This window comes from Exiguobacterium sp. KJ 601, from assembly GCF_027161185.1.
In the GTDB taxonomy this organism is placed as follows: Bacteria; Bacillota; Bacilli; order Exiguobacteriales; family Exiguobacteriaceae; genus Exiguobacterium; species Exiguobacterium profundum.
Genome location: NZ_JADHZG010000001.1, coordinates 1,773,673 through 1,790,526 on the forward strand (window position 1 = coordinate 1,773,673; position 16,854 = coordinate 1,790,526).

Genomic DNA, 16,854 nt, shown 5'->3' on the forward strand with positions numbered 1-16,854 from the left:
ACCTTACTCCTCTTCCTCTTCATAACCAAAATGCGACTTGGCAAACTGTGTGATCATCCGTCCTCGCGGCGTGCGCTGCAAGAATCCTTGTTGCAATAAATAGGGCTCGTAGACATCCTCAATCGTCTGAGCGTCCTCACCGATGGTCGCAGCGAGCGTCTCAAGCCCGACCGGTCCACCTCCGAACCGCTCCACCATGGCTCTCAGTAACCGATGATCGACTTCATCGAGTCCGAGCGCATCGACGTGTAGCCGGTCGAGCGCATCAGATGCGAGCACTGGATCGATTTCTTTCGTACCAGCCACTTGTGCGAAATCACGGACACGACGCAAGAGACGGTTTGCAACTCGTGGCGTCCCTCGTGAGCGTTTCGCAATCGCACCGCTCGCCTCCGGTGAAATCGAGAGACGGAACAACTGGGCCGTCCGGCTGACGATGGCCGCTAACTCATGTGTTTCGTAATATTCGAGCTTCAACGTGACGCCGAAACGGTCACGTAAAGGCGCCGACAACATCCCGGCCCGTGTCGTCGCCCCGACAAGCGTAAACGGTGGTAGGTCGATGCGGACGCTACGAGCCATCTCCCCTTGCCCATAGACGATGTCGAGACAGTAGTCTTCCATCGCCGGATAGAGGATCTCTTCAATCGTCCGGCTTAAACGATGAATCTCGTCGATGAACAAGACGTCTCCCGGCTCGAGTGTCGAGAGGATTGCGGCCAAATCACCCGGTCGTTCAATTGCCGGTCCTGCTGTCGTCTTAATTCCGACGCCCATCTCGTTGGCGATGATTTGGGCGAGCGTCGTCTTCCCGAGTCCCGGGGGACCGTATAAGAGCACGTGGTCGAGCGTCTCACTACGAAGTTTAGCAGCCTGAATGAAGACCGACAAATTGCCTTTCGCCTTTTCTTGCCCGATATATTGCTCGAAGCGCTGCGGACGTAAGCTCCACTCTTCAGAGTCTTCATATTGCTGATGAGATTGTGACAACAATCGTTCGTCCATAGCTTCCTCCTTATTTCAGTAACAGCTGTAGCGCGCGTTTTATGTACGCGTCGGTCGTCAATATTTCTCCGCTCAATGCTTTGCGGACTTTTAGGATTTCCCGTTCAGAGTAGCCGAGCGCGACGAGCGCCTCACACGCCTCATCGAGTTCAGATGCACCTTGGGCGAACAACCCTTCGTTCGGCACGTAATCCGGTGCGAGCTCGGATAACTTCCCTTTCAAGTCGAGCGCCATCTGTTTGGCCGTCTTCTTGCCGACTCCCGGGAACTTCGTCAAATACTTCTCGTTCTCGGTTTCAATCGCATCGATCAACGCGTCGATATCGCCGGACGCGACGATGGCAAGCGCACCTTTTGGTCCAATCCCGCTCACGCTGAGGAGTTTATTGAACAGCTCACGCTCGCGACGTGACCGGAAACCGTATAATGTCTGTTGGTCTTCACGCACATAATGATGCGTAAACACGATTACATGTTCGTCTTGTTCACGATAAAAAAACGGGTTAGGCACATGTACTTTGTAGCCGACGCCCGAGACATCTAACGTTATATATTCCGCACACACATAGGCGACGGGTCCTTTTACGAATTCAATCACGATGTACTCTCCTTTTTGGTCGGAAAAACTGCATTTATTGTACCATAATGGGCGACACGAAAAAAGGACAGGCGTTTACCTGTCCTGAAGCGATTACCGTGCAAGCATTCGTTCAAGTGCACGTTTCGACCACTCTGTCGTCTTATGATCGACGCGAATGACGTTCACAGGGTCCGTCTCGAGTGACTCGAGCGCCCAGAGAAGATGTGGCATGTCGATTCGATTCATCGTGAGGCACGGACACATGAATGGGTTCAACGAGACGATATCAAGATGTGGGTACGTTGCCGCCAACCGGTTGACGAGGTTCATCTCCGTTCCGACCGCCCACTTCGTCCCAGGTGCACTCGCATCAATCTTGTCGATGATATATGACGTCGATCCCGCCTCGTCTGCCGCTTGGACGACGTCAAACGTACACTCCGGATGGACGATGATGCGACGATCCGGCTCACGGTCACGGAACGCCTGAATTTGCGATACCGTGAACTTCTCATGGACAGAACAGTGTCCCTTCCATAAGATGACTTTCACTTGATCGTCTTCGCCTTCTGAGACCAATTCTTCACGGAGCGGATCCCAAACAGCCATCGCCTCGAGCGGAATGCCGAGGTCGAACGCCGTGTTCCGCCCGAGATGCTGATCGGGAAGGAACAAGATGCGTTCACCTGCCTCAAGCGCCCACCGGACGATTTCATGGGCGTTCGACGATGTGACGGTCGCCCCACCGTGACGACCAACGAACGCTTTGATGGCCGCTGTTGAATTGACGTATGTAATCGGGATGATGTCCTCTCCAAATCGTTCCGTCAGTTCTTCCCAAGCAATCTCCGTCTGATCGATATCGGCCATGTCTGCCATCGAACAGCCGGCACGCATATCAGGTAAGACGACGATCTGGTCGTCCCGTGTCAACATGTCTGCCGTCTCTGCCATGAAGTGGACACCACAAAAGACGATGAATTCGGCTTCGCTCATCTGTTCTGCGAGTCGTGCGAGCTGGAGCGAATCTCCTGTCGCGTCCGCGAATTGAACGACCTCGTCTTTTTGATAATGATGGGCTGGTAAAAAGAGACGAGTCCCGAGCCGGTCTTTGACCGCCTGAATCCGAGTCTCCATCTCCTCCACTGACAGGTTAGCGTACGTCGGTGGAAGTGTTCCGAGTAGTTGCATCTTTCATTCCTCCTTGTAAATTCAAACTGCAATCAAGCGCGCGGACCGAATGAGTCAATTGACCGAGCGAGATGACATCGATGCGAATGCCTCGATAATCGTCAATCGTGTCGAGCGTGATTCCACCAGACACTTCAATTTTGATGTGCGTCGGTATATGACGGACCCAGTCCCTCAATTCATCTGGCGTCCGATTATCAAGCATCACGATGTCCGGATCGGCTTGAACCGCCTCCATCAGATGTTCGAACGACTCGATTTCGATTTCAATCGGGGTCGTATGACCGACACGCTCACGCGCGACTTGAATCGCGTTCGTTACACCACCCAGTGCGACGATATGATTGTCTTTGATCATGACGGCGTCATCGAGTCTTAGACGGTGATTGTACCCCCCACCGACACGTACGGCGTACTTCTCAATCATCCGAAGTCCCGGAGTCGTCTTCCGTGTATCGGTCACGTGTATCGAGTCATCATCTAGCGCATCGATGCACTGCTTTGTCATCGTCGCGACTCCACTCGCATGTTGGATGACATTCAACAGCACACGCTCCGTCTCTAAAATTGCGCGTGTCTTTCCTCTCAAGACGACGAGCTCGTCTCCAGGGGTCACCGCTCTCCCGTCTTCTTGGCAAAAGACCAATTCAAGCCGCTGCATAGTTGTCAGCTCTTCTACGATTGGCTTCCCACAGAAAATGCCTTGTTCTTTGGCAACAATCGTTGCGATCGACTCGTCCTGTGCATCAATCAGCGCACTCGATAAGTCCCCATAACCGATATCTTCAATCAAGAACTGACGTAGCTGTTCGCGTAGGTATATCGTGTTCATCATACCGCTCCATTTCGAGGATGCTTTGCGCGAGAAGACGCGCCGCATCGAGTTGTAAAGTTTGTTCACTTAATTGTCTTGTCACGTGTTTCGTCATGGTCAACGTTTGGGTATTTTGTAAGAAACCTTTCAATTCATCAAGACTTGGTGAAATCGTCAACCATTTTCCAATTTGAGCACGGAACACTTGAAACGCCAAAGGTGAGATGTCGTACACCAGCGTCTCCTTCGTCACCATAGCCGCCCTATTCAAACGCACCGCCCGCGCGACTCGTTTTCCAAATACCCAACATTCTAAAAGTGAGTTCGAGGCTAAACGATTCGTCCCATGTATGCCCGCATCCGCCACTTCACCGACGGCATATAATCCGTCAACGCCTGTCCGTCCCATATCATCCACTTCGATTCCACCCATATGAAAATGGAGACCTGGACGTACCGGAATGCGGCGAGGATCAATCCTAAGTTTGTCACATGTCAAAGCAAGTTTTGGAAACCGTTCACGAAGCCGTGTCACGTTTGTCGTATCGAGATAGACCGTTCCCATCCGTTCTGTCAGTACCCGTGCCACGTCATCTCGAGGCGCGAGACTCCCGAGCGGATGATGCGCCATCACGTGATTCCCTTCGTCATCAACGAGCGTCGCTCCGGCTCCCCGGAGCGCTTCGGTCACGAGGTGAGGCGTTTCGGTCGCCAGTAAGGTGGGGTGAAATTGGATCCGCTGTAAATGTGTCAGCTTGGCCCCACATCGATTTGCCAGAACGAGACCATCACCGGTCACGGTACGCGCGTTTGAAGTCCAATCGATCAGCCCACCGATGCCACCTGTCGCCAATACGACAGCGCCGGCTTCAATTCGAATGGGCACTTCATCACGAAACGCCATCGCGCCGACGACTTTCCCGTCTTTCGTAATGAGATCGTGCACGAGCACCCGTTCCAATACGTTCACGTTATCAGGCATCGACTGACGCAATTTCCTCATGACATGACGTCCCGTCTCGTCGCCACCGACATGAAAGATCCGATTCAATCGGTGTGCGCCTTCTCGTCCGAGGGCATAACCGCCCTCTTCATGATCGAACCGGACACCGAATCGTTCCATTTCTTCAATCGCTTGACGCCCTTCTTCTACGAGAATGTCGACGCGCTCAGCGCACGATGTGTTTTTAGAAGCGAGCATTGTGTCTTCTTTATGGGCCGTACTCGATTTCTCAAGATACGCGCTCGCAATCCCGCCTTGGGCCAAATCGGAGTTGCTCTCTGTCATCTCACCTTTTGAGACGAGAAGAATGGAGAATGATTTTGATAGATGCAAAGCCGTTGCGACGGCGGCAAGTCCCGTTCCGATAATCAAAATGTCAGTTTTCTCTATGTGTAAAGACACTTGTACATCACCTGTTTTTCATATGTAATGTTGACTTGTAAACTAGTTTCGCATAATTTTGTGTAGAAGACAACATGAGAAAAGGGGAGTCCATGATGAACCGCTACTTCGACTACGCCGCTACACACCCGATGACGCATGCAGCATTAGACCATTACGTGGCGATGGCCAAAAACGTTTATGGGAACCCATCATCACTCCATACCCAAGGTTATATGGCAGAAGATTATTTGACAGAAGCAAGACGCTTGATCAAACAGGCGCTCGGTCTTGATATGTTACGAGGAAAATTATTATTCACTGGGAGTGGATCGGAGAGCAATTACATCGCACTGACAAGTTTACGTAAACGGATGAAGGGCAAAGAGGTGATCACGTCTTGGCATGAACATGATTCGGTCGCCCTCTTACTTGAAGAGTGGGAACGGGAAGGAATAATCGTTCATCGGTTGAAACTGAAGGATGGAAAGTTTGATTTAGATGCATTCACACACCTACTCGACCGTGACATCGGGCTCGTCACGCTCCAGCATGTCAATTCCGACACAGGCTGGGTGTTACCGCTCCACCACATCCAATGCCTCTTGAAATATAAGAAAATCCTCTTCCATGTGGACGGGGTCCAGGCACTCGGGAAAATCCCGATTTCTGTCGAAGGCATTGATGCCTATTCGTTCAGTGCTCACAAAGTAGGTGGACCGAAAGGAGTCGGCGCCCTCTACATGGAACGTCTGATTCCTCCCCCATACTATCCGGGGCATCATCAATACGGGATTCGTCCCGGAACGATTGACGTTCCTGGAATCAGTGCCTTTGCAAAAGCACTCGGAGAACGTCAGGAACAATTGACACGTTTTCAGAGAAATTTCATGGCGTTTCGTGCTATCTTGAAAGAGAAGACGTCAGCGCATGTCCATTGGCTCGAGTTTGATGAACAAAGTCCCGCCATTTTCTCCTTCGTCTCCCATCAACGCGACGGACAATGGTGGATGACCGAGCTCGACGATCTCGGGTTCCAAGTATCGGCTGGGTCGGCATGTCGAGCAGGTCAAAATGGACCAAATCGCATGCTCGAAGCACTCGGATATGAGACGAGCGCCTGTCATGGACTCGTCCGCATTTCCTTCGGCGCGCAAACGACCGCCGAAGACACATCGGCCCTCGCCGATGCCATCGTCATTTTAGCAAGGAGAGTCGAACATCATGAACAAACGTTTAGTCGGTGAAGAACGCCGTCGCACACTATTACAATTGATTGAATCGAGCAATGAGCCAATCACAGGATCTGAACTGGCAAGACATGTATCCGTCAGTCGTCAGGTCATCGTCCAAGACCTATCGTTGCTAAAAGCGAAAGGCCATCAAATCGTCGCGACCGCTCGTGGGTATGTCTACTTGCATGGAGACCTCACCCCCTCCACCTATTCGAAAAAGGTAGCCTGTCGTCATACGGCAGAAGAGATGGAGACGGAGATGAACGCCATCGTCGATGAAGGGGTCACCATCAAAGACGTCATCATCGACCATCCTGTATACGGGTCTATCACGGGACAACTCATGGTGAAGAGTCGCCGCGACGTCCGCGCCTTCCTCGAGCGAGTGAAGACGCATGGGGCTTCCCCGCTCTCCCAGTTGACGGGTGGCTTCCATATCCATACGCTCGAATCAGACCATAAAGAGGCAATCGATGCTGCGGTGAAAGAATTGGACCGCCTCGGGATTCTCGTCTCCGAATTAGATTGAAGAGACGTCACGAATATGTGACATCTCTTCTTTTTCTTTTCAGTCATGTCCGTTATACTGATGGATGGAACATCTTTCCTGAAATCATTTGAAAGGAGGGCTAAGTCTTGAACGTCCTCGAGCATCTACTCGCCGTCTGTGGGGTCTTCAGCATTCCCATCGGTATCTTGGTCCAATTCATCCCGAACGAACTCGTTCTCGCATACGGAGGCTTCCTCGTCGACTCGCATGACGCGCCCTTCTTCCTGACGTTCCTACTGGCGTGGGTCTCCTTCACGCTCAGCCAAATCGGTCTGTACTGGATCGGTCGATATGGTGGGCGTCCCGTCGCGCTCAAACTGTATCGGTATTTTCGAATTCGGCAAGACAAGCAACTCCGGGCCGAGCGCTGGTTTGAGAAATACGGTGCATGGATCGTCTGTCTCAGCCTGTTTTGGCGTCAATTATTCGCCGTGAGCGCCGGGGTGATGCGTCTATCGTTCCGTAAGTTTTTGTTGGTGACGACCTTGATTTTTGCCGTCTGGTCATTCCTTTTCATCCATGTCGGGATGATGCTTGGTAGCAACTGGCGCATGATCGGCCACTTCATGGACGATGTCATCCCTTTCTTGGCTCTTGCTGTCGGGATTATCCTCGTCGTTCGACATGTTCGTCAGCAACCAAAACGTGTGAAAGAATCAGCTTAACTGAAGCTGATTCTTTTTTGTTGGAAAGGGAAACGCTAATATCTGTCGAATAAGAACCATGTAAGCGAATCGCGGTCATATATATAGGACACCGCACAACGAAAAAGGAGGAATCATCATGTTCCATCGCCGTAAAACGTATACGATTCGACCTGAACGCCTGCAAGAATTCACCGACTTTTTCCATACATACATTTATCCGATCCAGGCGTCGCATGGCGCCCGCCTCGTCGGACGCTGGGTGACCGAAGACAAGTCCGAGGTCATGGCATTATGGGAATACCGGGACCGTGAACATTATGAGCAAGTCGAACGGGACTATCGGGGCAGCGCCTTACGACGGGAAGCGATGAAGAAGCGGGCCCGACTAGGCAAAGATTTGTATATCAAGTCGAGTGAAGAATTCATGATGCCGACCGGTCACTATACGCCACCCCGCACCATCGTTTCTGTGACGGCGTACATTACGAACGAAGCAGGCGAAGTTCTCCTCGTCAAAAATATGCATCGGAACGATTCGTTTGAAATGCCTGGCGGCCAAGTGGAAGAACATGAGTCCATCGTGGATGCCATCCATCGTGAAGTACGCGAAGAGACCGGTGCGGAAATCAAAGTAGAAGGGATCACCGGGATTTATCAAAACGTGTCGTCCCGCGTCCTCTGTGTCACCTTCCGCGCCACTTATGTATCAGGTGACCTCAAACCGCAGGCTGGCGAGACACAGGAAGTTGGATTCTATAAAGTTGACGCAAGAAACGTCGGCGACTACATCAAACGAGAGCATTTCCAGATGCGCTTCCTCGATGCGATGGACCCGACCTACATGCCTTACGCCATTTATAAAGTACGTCCATATGAACTGATTGAGCGCATTGAACGCCAATCCGTATGACGCAAACAGGGATGATCCGCTATATGCGAATCATCCCTGTTCTTTATGCTTCTTGCATATCTTCTTGCTGAGATTGTCCAGTCTCCACTAACAGTTTCCGGACACGGCGTTTCTCCACATGGAGAACGGTGAACGTCATGTCTTGATACGTGACTTGTGCACCTTTCTCCGGGATGTCACCGAGCAATTCAACGAACCAACCGCCCATCGTGTTGGAATCGACGTCTGGTTCTGCAATCCCCATCTCTTCCGCGAATTCATCAACGTTCATGTCAGCCATACACTCATAGACCCCTTCACGGAGACGTCTGAGATAGACGACGGATTCGTCGTGCTCATCCCAGATGTCGCCGACGAGTTCTTCAAGCATGTCTTCTAACGTGATGAGACCCGCCGTGCCCCCGAATTCATCGAGGACGACAGCCATGTGAGATTGTTTCTGCTGGAGAATCGGAAGTAGTTCAATCAATTTCGTCTGCGGTGACACGTACGTGAGCGGTCGGATGAGCGAACGGACATCCGTCACTTCATCCTTCATCATCGAACGCAAGAAGTCACGTTCCGACAAGACACCGATGACGTTGTCGATCGAGTCTTTGTAGACCGGTAAACGCGAATGTCCACCACTGAAAATCGTGTCTTTGATTTCATCGAGCGAATCGTCGATGTCGACGGCCAGAATATCGATTCGTGGCGTCAGCACATCATCGACCGTAATATCGTTGAAGGCAAAGGCGCTATGGACGAGCTCTGCTTCCGTCTCTCCGAGCACACCTTCCTCTTCTCCCATATCGACGAGCACTTTCAACTCTTCTTCGGTGACGGATGGCTCCTTGTCTTTCATCCCGATCATCCGCAGCGTCAACTTCTTCAAGCCGGTGAAAATCATCGTCACCGGTTTGAGGACTTTGACGAGGAACACAAGGATTCCACTGATGAGAAGCGAATACTTCTCCGCAAACTCTTTCGCGAGCGATTTCGGTAAAATCTCACCGAAAATCAAGATGATGACCGTCGTCGCGAACGTTGACACGAGAAGACCGGTTCCCCCACTGAAAATAGATGTGGCGATGGCAGTCGACACCGTCGCCGAACCGATGTTGACGATGTTGTTCCCGACGAGAATCGTCGAGAGGGTATCATCAAAACGGTCGACGAGACTGAGGACACGTTTTGCGGCTTTGTCACCATCTTCCGCCATCCGAATCATCCGGACCCGGTTCACACTCGAGAGCGCCGTTTCTGCTGATGAGAAAAACGCTGACAACATGACGAGAACTACATATAGAATTAAACTTGACGAGGGCACAGGGTCCACGTTAGCTTCACACTCCGTTTCTTCTTAACAAATAATTTTTTTATTCCACAAACTCGAATTCGAAGTCGAGGATTGCCACGACACTACCGTCCTCGGCACCCAACTTACGAAGATCGTCATCGACGCCCATTTGACGCATTTGACGAGCAAATCGTTTGATTGACTCATCATGGTCAAAGTTCGTCATCTTGAAGAGCTTCTCGATACGAGGGCCCGTGATCACGAAGCGATCGTATTCATCGATGTGGATTTGATAGCCTTTCTCTTCCTTCTCATAACGATACACGACACGAGGCGTCGCTGTCTTCTCTTCGAGCTCATCGAGTGGGAATTCTGGTGTCGTATCGACAAAGTTAGCCACTTCAATCAACAAGTTACGAAGACCGTCTTGAGCGAGTGCTGAGATCGGGAAGACTTTGACATCGTCCCCTACCTTCTTCTTGAACTCTTCAAGATGTTCCGCTGCGTCCGGCATATCCATTTTGTTCGCCACGACGACTTGTGGACGCTCGAGGAGACGTAAGTTGTACGACTCGAGCTCACGGTTGATCGTCGTGTAGTCTTCGAACGGGTCGCGCCCTTCCATACCACTCATATCGATCATGTGAACGATAACTTTCGTCCGTTCGATATGGCGAAGGAACTGGTGACCGAGACCGACGCCCTGGCTCGCCCCTTCGATGAGACCTGGAAGGTCGGCCATGACGAAACTACGGTCGTCCGCTGTCTTGACGACACCGAGGTTCGGTGTGATCGTCGTGAAGTGGTACGCACCGATTTTCGGGCGTGCCGACGAGACGACAGAGAGAAGCGTTGACTTCCCGACAGACGGGAATCCGACGAGACCGACGTCTGCGAGGAGTTTCAACTCGAGACGCAACTCACGTTCTTGACCTGGTTCCCCGTTCTCCGCGATTTCCGGAGCCGGGTTGGCAGGCGTCGCAAAACGACAGTTCCCGCGACCACCACGACCGCCTTTGGCGATCGTCGCTTGTTGGCCGTGCTCGGTCAAGTCCGCGATGACGGTATCCGTTTCGGCATCGAACACGATCGTGCCAGGTGGGACCTTGACGATGAGCGGTTTCGCTTTACGTCCGTGCATCCCTTTTGACATCCCTTTTTCGCCATCATGGGCGATAAACTTCTTCGAATAGCGGAAATCAACGAGCGTCCGCAATCCTTCCTCTACTTCAAAGATGACGTCCCCACCGTGACCACCGTCACCACCTGCAGGACCACCGTCTGGAACGTATTTCTCGCGACGGAAAGCGACCATCCCTTTTCCGCCGTCTCCAGCTTTTACAAAAATATTAACCTGATCGACAAACATTTATTTCCCCTCCTTTATGTGAAACGTAGTGGTATCTACGTTCTGTTCGTACACATCGGCTGATGCCTTCACATCGTCCGGGACAGCGCCCGTGACGCGAACCATCAGTCCGTCCGTGAACGTCACATGAATCGGCCCATCCGTGTTGTCTAACAAGCGGACAAGCATCTCTGCCACTCGCGCGTCATCGATGGCGAGTTGGTCGGTTGAAATCGTATACGTCATCCGTCCCTCCCAATTCGCTTGAATCACGACTAGGCTCGTCTGTGGCACGTTCAAACGAACGAGCGCACTCTCTTCGTCGGCCTGTTTCCGATAGCGTTCGTAAAGTTCCTCGAGCTTAGTCGGATCGAGAGCCACATAGAGCGAGATCAATTGAAGCCGATTCATCCATTCGTGACGGACGGTCGATAAGAGCTCGAGTGTCTGTTCTGAATCCATTTGATCCTCTCCTAGAAAAAAAGACTCTAACCAAATAAGTGGCTAGAGTCTTCTGCGTCGTTCAACTTACGCGACTGGGTAAACGCTCACTTGTTTCTTGTCGCGACCAAGACGCTCATAGCGTACTACGCCGTCAACTTTCGCAAACAAAGTGTCGTCGCCACCACGGCCAACGTTTTCACCTGGGTGAATCTTTGTACCGCGTTGGCGGTAAAGGATTGATCCAGCTGAAACTGTTTGTCCGTCAGCGCGTTTTGCACCGAGACGTTTCGAAATTGAGTCACGACCGTTTTTAGTCGAACCAACTCCCTTTTTCGAAGCGAAGAACTGAAGGTTCAATTGTAACATGAGGTCCACCTCCTATTGTTCAATTTGGATATATTCACCGTAGCTTTGGGCGATCGTGTCTAACTGCACGAGCATCCCTTCTAATAACAGTTGGGTGCGTTCCATATCCTGCGGTGATAAGTCAGGATACGTCTCGACATAAAAGTAACCACCCTCTGTTTGATCTGCCATTTCTACAAGAAGCGATTGACCCGCAAGCGTTTCGACGGCGTTATAGGCACCAAAGATGATGGCTGAAACACCGGCGCACACCAAGTCAGAACCAGGTTCTGCAAAATTGGCATGACCAGTCACTTCGACGGAGCGAATCGAATTCGCCTCGTCTCGTCTTACCTTGACCCGAATCATAGCTTACGCTTCGATTTTCTCGATGCGAACTTTCGTGTAAGGCTGACGGTGACCTTGCTTACGACGGTAGTTTTTCTTAGCTTTCATTTTGAAGACAGTGATCTTCTTAGCGCGGCCGTGTTTTACCACAGTACCGACAACTTTAGCGCCTTCTACGAGTGGAGCGCCGACTTTAACATCGTCACCACCAACGAAAAGAACCTCACCGAATTCTACAGTACCTTCGACATCAGCATCGAGTTTTTCGATGTAGATCTCTTGACCTGCTTCAACTTTGATTTGCTTACCACCTGTTTTGATGATTGCGTACATATACGTGCACCTCCTTGTTAAACTCAGACTCGCCATCCTGGGCAGGGCAAAAACCTTTAAAAACCCGTTCTGTGCGGTTGTAGCCATTTGGGTGCTTCCAAACGAACTAACGTTATAGATAATACCATTCTCAATTAATCATTGTCAACGACGAGATAAGAAATTCTGACATTCTTCGGACGTCCCATAAAAGACGAACTCCGGCTCCCCTTCGACGAGGTGCACCTCAATGTCAAATCCGTGCCAGGAAGCGTCATGCCACTTATTAGGGAGTGAGAGCACGACCGCTTCGTATTGATCATTCAAATCAAGGAGCGACCGTTCAAACTGTGAGAAGATGGCCAATTTTGAAGGCTTGCCGGCATGAAACATCCGGTCTTGAATCGAGCGCCCGGTCCGTTCCCGCGACAGCTCGAACAGCCCCATCCGTGTGAACCCGTACACTTCGACACGTCGTGGGTCACGCGCCCCGAGTTCTTTCATCTTTTTAAGGAGACGGGTCTGTCCTTCCTTTGAACCACGTAAGAAATCGATGATGACCATGCCGCCGATATTTCGCAGACGCAACTGCTCCATGATCGAATAGAGCGCGGCTTCATTGATGGTATCGGCCGCACGCCCCTTGTCTTTGACGGCGACATTTTTGCCACTATTCACGTCGATGACGGTCATCGTCTCGACTTGTTCGATCAAGACGAACGCCCCACCATCCAACCAGACGGCACGACTCTCCAGTTTCTCGATGGCTCCATCGAGACGTTTCGCTTCAGGCATCCGCCCTTTTCCGATATGACGTTTCACCGGGACATCCAATCGTTCGAGTCGCGTTTGCCCTTCTTTGTCATTCAACAGCACGGACTCGACTGCATGACGTCTCACGAATTGTTCGCATAGTAGCTCGTCTTGCCCGAACCTTTGCTCGATCACTATGGTCGAACGGTTACGCAATCGATTCAGTTCTTCCTGTAACGCTTCCGGGGCCACTTGTCCGGCTTCCGTCCGAAATAAGACCCCTTCCTCTTCCGTTAAGTCGAGCGCCTTTGAGAGGCGGTCCTGCGTGACGAGGTCGAGTTTCCGGCTGAACAGTTGACGACGTCCAAATGGGAAATACACAAGATATCGTCCACCGAATCGAATGTTCTCTGTCACTTTATGATGCTTGCCGTTGATTCCTTCTTTTGTCACTTGGACGAGTCGCTTTTCTCCGACGACTGCCGCTTGCCCGATGGCGGGCACTTCCGGATACGAGGCGAGCGCACGGAGCGTCTCTGCGATCGGGAGAAAGTATGTCGTCTCCCCATCCGTCAAAAAGGCTGCCCCGAGTGACGGGTGGATCCGTTCAATTGCGGCTTCGACGATGGTCCCGACAGACAGTTGGTCGACAAACCGTTCCTCGACTTCAAGTAATCGTTCGCCGTCCACGAGCATCGCCCGTTCGATGGAAGGTGTTCGTTCGTAGATTAGCTTCATCTGCATCACTCCTTTCGACAGAAAAAGGCAACTTCCGTTGCCTTTACGCTTTTTTCATTCCAAATTTCATCATGAGTCGTGCCCAAAAGCCGACCGGTGCCGTCTCCGTCTGAATCGACATGAGCGGGACCGATTCGCCAAGAATACGGCGCGTGATGTTCCGGTAAGCCTGCCCGGCATAGTTGTCCGGATTCATCGTGACCGGGACACCGCGGTTCGCGGCTGCGATGACTTCCTCATCGTCGATGACGACACCGAGTAAGTCAATCGACAGGATGCGCATGATGTCATCGATGTCGAGCATGTCGCCCGATTCGACGAGATGATTCTTGACTCGGTTGACAATCAGTTTAGGCGCATCGATATGTTCCGCTTGCTCGAGCATCCCGATGATTCGGTCTGCATCTTGAACCGCCGCTTTTTCAGGTGTCGTGACGACGATCGCCTCATCCGCACCGGCAATCGCGTTCATGAACCCTTGCTCGATTCCAGCAGGACAGTCAATCAAGACGAAATCATATTCCGTCTTCAACTGGTCAACGATTTCTTTCACTTGTTCAGGATTCACTGACGTCTTGTCTTTCGACTGTGCGGCCGGGAGTAAATACATCTCCTCGAAGCGTTTATCGCGGACGAGCGCCTGATTCAACTTACATTGACCCGTGATGACATCGACAAGGTTATAAATGCTCCGGTTGTCGAGACCGAGAATGATATCGAGGTTACGCAATCCGATATCTGTATCGACGAGACAGACCGAGTGTCCAGACAAGGCGAGCCCCGTCCCGATGTTGGCGGTCGTCGTTGTCTTCCCGACGCCCCCTTTTCCTGATGTCACGACGATGGCTCTGCCGTTTTTAACTTCTTTTTCTGTATGTACAGGCTCCACTACTTGCTCCATTCCACTCACCCTCTCTGTAATTCCATTGCATATGCGTCTTTCAGACCTGTCATGACGTGGCGGAGACGTGTCATCTCAATCCCATCACTCGTCTGATACGCACAACCCATCTCAATCTCAGGAAGTTCTTCCCCGTCATCGGCTGTGAGTACACGTTCGCCGATTGCTAAAAACTTCGGATGGAGCAGGCTCGCGGTGATGACCGCTTCTTCCCATCCTTCGACACCGGCGCGTACATTTCCTCGTATCGTCCCTAAACAATAAATACTTCCTGTCGCCTGGACCTCTGACCCAGGATTGATATCCCCGATCACGAGCACCGAACCGTCAAACGTCAACACTTGCCCACTCCGAATCGTCCCGCTGTGATAGTGGAATGTCTTTCTGCCGTACGTCGCTTTCGCTTCTTCTGTCAACATGACATCGCTCGACAAGTCTTCAATATAAAAAACGCCATGACGAGCGACGACCTCACGAATTTGACGTGACAGCTCCTCGTCAATATAACGAGTACCCGCGTGCAACTTCAGGGCAATCTTTCCGGACGGCGGCTCCATTTCTTGTAATGTCGCTTCTAAGTCCGTAAGCACCTCGTCGATGCCACTCTTCGGATTGAAGTGAATGGCAATGCCGTTGCGATGTCCTTTAATCGTAATGTGTCGTTTACGCTCCATCATGGCTACCCTCTTTTCGCAACAGGGCGTGTCGTCACATAACGCGTCATCGGATAATAAAGAATCACGATGGCGATGGCATTGACGAGCATCGTCCCTGGAATCTGTTCAACCAATAGTGTTTGAATCGTCATCAACGTCCCACCAATCGCCGCCATGATCCCGTAAATCGCAAAGGTGAAAACGAGAATCATAAACGTGAACGTAATGGTGACGGAGAAGAAGTTCTCACCTATATATTTTAACACGAAGCTGGCTAAGAGAGGAATGAGTGAAAAAGTAAATACATAGATTCCAATCAGGTCGGTGTAGACGATATCATACAGCAGTCCGAATACAAGCCCAAACCCGAGTGCCGTCTCCCATCGACCGTACAGACTGACAAACATCAACCCGATCAACGTCAACAAAAGAAACGGCGTGGCGTAGTGCCAAGAAAAAATCGATGCCCATGTTCCTTCAATAAGAAAAAGGAGGAACAGGGCGATGAACACTTTCATGTTACTCACCCGCTGCTCCTCCTTCCTCGGGACCCGTTAAAAACGGTTCGTCTAGTGTCCGATCAATCACGTACATTTGTGAGAACTCATTGAAGTCGGCCTCCGGTTTAATCCGGGCGACTTGTGAGACGCCATATTCATCCGTCTCGATCGATTCGATCGTACCGATGACGAGTCCAGCCGGATAACGTCCACCGAGTCCGGACGTCGATACGATTTCTCCTTCTTTCAGCTTGACGCTATTCGATACTTTCGTGAAGAACAATTCATTCGTCTCCGTGTCGAATCCGTCAACCGTCCCATACGTCGGTTTGCCGTCCGCATCTTTGACCACTGCCGAGACGTTGTTCGTCCGGTTGTTGTCGCTGAGCAGTTGAACTTGCGACGTATAGGCACTCGTCTGAATGACACGACCGACCATCCCGCTCGCTGCGGTCACGGCCATGCCCTTTTCAACGCCGCGTTCTGAACCGACGTTGATGGTGACGTAGCGTTGCCAATCGTTCGGTGTCCGACCGATGACCTCCGCCGGAATGAGGTCGAAGTCACGTAACGACTCGTCTCTTGCTTCGACCATCTTTCGAAGCTCCTCATTCTCACGGCGCAAATCATCCGCTTCAACCGATACCTCGGCGTACTTCGCCAAATGTTCTTTCAGCTGGCGGTTCTCTTCGTAGATATCGCGGACATCTGAGATGGACGAGACCGTTGAGTCCATCCACCCGATTGGTACCGCGAACACTCGCTGGAACGTGCCGACCACATCACGCGTGACATCTTGGTACCAGGCTGATTCCGATCGTCCTCGAATCGAAACACCTAAAATGACGAAAAACAAGATCAGTACAATTAGCGTGATGATGAGCTTTTTATTACGTACGAATCGGCTCATCGTG

The 16,854-nt window shown here is 51.4% G+C and carries 20 protein-coding genes and 1 other annotated feature; of the genes, 4 read left to right on the top strand and 16 right to left on the bottom strand.

Features of this window, described 5'->3' with window-relative positions:
* Nucleotides 1–3: 3 nt before the first annotated feature.
* The 5 genes from ruvB to IRJ25_RS09125 form a co-directional block, all read right to left on the bottom strand.
* Nucleotides 4–1,005 carry a Holliday junction branch migration DNA helicase RuvB gene (gene ruvB / locus IRJ25_RS09105; RefSeq protein ID WP_078146571.1) on the bottom strand — a complete coding sequence of 334 codons (1,002 nt, stop codon included), beginning with the start codon at nucleotides 1,003–1,005 and terminating at the stop codon, nucleotides 4–6.
* Nucleotides 1,006–1,015: 10 nt separating this feature from the next.
* Nucleotides 1,016–1,603, bottom strand: coding sequence for a Holliday junction branch migration protein RuvA (gene ruvA, locus IRJ25_RS09110; protein WP_074037474.1), 588 nt, complete (start codon nucleotides 1,601–1,603; stop codon nucleotides 1,016–1,018).
* 93 nt (nucleotides 1,604–1,696) lie between these two features.
* Nucleotides 1,697–2,776 carry a quinolinate synthase NadA gene (nadA, locus tag IRJ25_RS09115; protein WP_269318136.1) on the bottom strand — a complete coding sequence of 360 codons (1,080 nt, stop codon included), beginning with the start codon at nucleotides 2,774–2,776 and terminating at the stop codon, nucleotides 1,697–1,699.
* Nucleotides 2,739–3,608, bottom strand: coding sequence for a carboxylating nicotinate-nucleotide diphosphorylase (gene nadC, locus IRJ25_RS09120; protein WP_269318137.1), 870 nt, complete (start codon nucleotides 3,606–3,608; stop codon nucleotides 2,739–2,741). The genes nadA and nadC overlap by 38 nt, the downstream gene beginning before the upstream one ends.
* Nucleotides 3,562–4,995, bottom strand: a complete 1,434-nt coding sequence (locus IRJ25_RS09125) for an L-aspartate oxidase (protein ID WP_269318138.1) — start codon at nucleotides 4,993–4,995, stop codon at nucleotides 3,562–3,564. Before IRJ25_RS09125 ends, nadC begins: the two co-directional genes overlap by 47 nt.
* A 95-nt stretch (nucleotides 4,996–5,090) precedes the next feature.
* Here IRJ25_RS09125 and IRJ25_RS09130 point away from each other — a divergent pair, with 95 nt between their 5' ends.
* The 4 genes from IRJ25_RS09130 (at nucleotide 5,091) to IRJ25_RS09145 (ending at nucleotide 8,316) form a co-directional block, all read left to right on the top strand.
* Nucleotides 5,091–6,221: a cysteine desulfurase family protein gene (locus IRJ25_RS09130; RefSeq protein WP_214691132.1), complete on the top strand. Its 1,131-nt coding sequence runs from the start codon at nucleotides 5,091–5,093 to the stop codon at nucleotides 6,219–6,221.
* The gene (locus IRJ25_RS09135; RefSeq protein WP_264092348.1) at nucleotides 6,199–6,738 is read left to right on the top strand and encodes a transcription repressor NadR; all 540 of its coding nucleotides are present in this window, start codon (nucleotides 6,199–6,201) and stop codon (nucleotides 6,736–6,738) included. Before IRJ25_RS09130 ends, IRJ25_RS09135 begins: the two co-directional genes overlap by 23 nt.
* 107 nt (nucleotides 6,739–6,845) lie before the next feature.
* Nucleotides 6,846–7,424, top strand: coding sequence for a DedA family protein (locus IRJ25_RS09140; RefSeq protein WP_264092347.1), 579 nt, complete (start codon nucleotides 6,846–6,848; stop codon nucleotides 7,422–7,424).
* A 118-nt stretch (nucleotides 7,425–7,542) separates the two neighbouring features.
* The gene (locus tag IRJ25_RS09145; RefSeq protein WP_269318139.1) at nucleotides 7,543–8,316 is read left to right on the top strand and encodes an NUDIX domain-containing protein; all 774 of its coding nucleotides are present in this window, start codon (nucleotides 7,543–7,545) and stop codon (nucleotides 8,314–8,316) included.
* Nucleotides 8,317–8,359: 43 nt separating this feature from the next.
* Here the strand turns inward: IRJ25_RS09145 and IRJ25_RS09150 are convergent, their stop codons facing one another.
* The 11 genes from IRJ25_RS09150 to mreC all read right to left on the bottom strand — a co-directional run bounded on the left by IRJ25_RS09150 (nucleotide 8,360) and on the right by mreC (nucleotide 16,850).
* Complete coding sequence (locus IRJ25_RS09150; protein WP_015881158.1) at nucleotides 8,360–9,634, bottom strand: hemolysin family protein; 1,275 nt, start codon at nucleotides 9,632–9,634, stop codon at nucleotides 8,360–8,362.
* A 40-nt stretch (nucleotides 9,635–9,674) separates the two neighbouring features.
* A complete protein-coding gene (obgE, locus tag IRJ25_RS09155; RefSeq protein WP_015881157.1) occupies nucleotides 9,675–10,964 on the bottom strand; it encodes a GTPase ObgE in 1,290 nt (429 codons plus the stop codon).
* Nucleotides 10,965–11,405, bottom strand: coding sequence for a Spo0B domain-containing protein (locus tag IRJ25_RS09160; protein WP_074037487.1), 441 nt, complete (start codon nucleotides 11,403–11,405; stop codon nucleotides 10,965–10,967).
* 66 nt (nucleotides 11,406–11,471) lie between these two features.
* Nucleotides 11,472–11,753 carry a 50S ribosomal protein L27 gene (gene rpmA, locus IRJ25_RS09165; RefSeq protein WP_015881155.1) on the bottom strand — a complete coding sequence of 94 codons (282 nt, stop codon included), beginning with the start codon at nucleotides 11,751–11,753 and terminating at the stop codon, nucleotides 11,472–11,474.
* A gap of 12 nt (nucleotides 11,754–11,765) precedes the next feature.
* Nucleotides 11,766–12,101 carry a ribosomal-processing cysteine protease Prp gene (locus IRJ25_RS09170; protein ID WP_078146561.1) on the bottom strand — a complete coding sequence of 112 codons (336 nt, stop codon included), beginning with the start codon at nucleotides 12,099–12,101 and terminating at the stop codon, nucleotides 11,766–11,768.
* A 3-nt stretch (nucleotides 12,102–12,104) separates the two neighbouring features.
* The gene (gene rplU, locus IRJ25_RS09175; RefSeq protein WP_015881153.1) at nucleotides 12,105–12,413 is read right to left on the bottom strand and encodes a 50S ribosomal protein L21; all 309 of its coding nucleotides are present in this window, start codon (nucleotides 12,411–12,413) and stop codon (nucleotides 12,105–12,107) included.
* 15 nt (nucleotides 12,414–12,428) lie between these two features.
* Nucleotides 12,429–12,502, bottom strand: a sequence feature (ribosomal protein L21 leader region).
* A 55-nt stretch (nucleotides 12,503–12,557) separates the two neighbouring features.
* Nucleotides 12,558–13,883, bottom strand: a complete 1,326-nt coding sequence (locus tag IRJ25_RS09180) for a ribonuclease E/G (protein ID WP_159561990.1) — start codon at nucleotides 13,881–13,883, stop codon at nucleotides 12,558–12,560.
* 43 nt (nucleotides 13,884–13,926) lie between these two features.
* Nucleotides 13,927–14,784, bottom strand: coding sequence for a septum site-determining protein MinD (minD, locus tag IRJ25_RS09185; protein WP_015881151.1), 858 nt, complete (start codon nucleotides 14,782–14,784; stop codon nucleotides 13,927–13,929).
* A 5-nt stretch (nucleotides 14,785–14,789) separates the two neighbouring features.
* Nucleotides 14,790–15,458, bottom strand: a complete 669-nt coding sequence (locus tag IRJ25_RS09190; protein ID WP_264092344.1) for a septum site-determining protein MinC — start codon at nucleotides 15,456–15,458, stop codon at nucleotides 14,790–14,792.
* A 5-nt stretch (nucleotides 15,459–15,463) separates the two neighbouring features.
* Nucleotides 15,464–15,958 (bottom strand): rod shape-determining protein MreD, encoded by a 495-nt coding sequence (gene mreD, locus IRJ25_RS09195; protein WP_049759982.1) that lies wholly within the window; start codon nucleotides 15,956–15,958, stop codon nucleotides 15,464–15,466.
* A gap of 1 nt (nucleotide 15,959) precedes the next feature.
* The gene (mreC, locus tag IRJ25_RS09200; RefSeq protein WP_047795500.1) at nucleotides 15,960–16,850 is read right to left on the bottom strand and encodes a rod shape-determining protein MreC; all 891 of its coding nucleotides are present in this window, start codon (nucleotides 16,848–16,850) and stop codon (nucleotides 15,960–15,962) included.
* Between the last annotated feature and the right edge of the window lie 4 nt (nucleotides 16,851–16,854).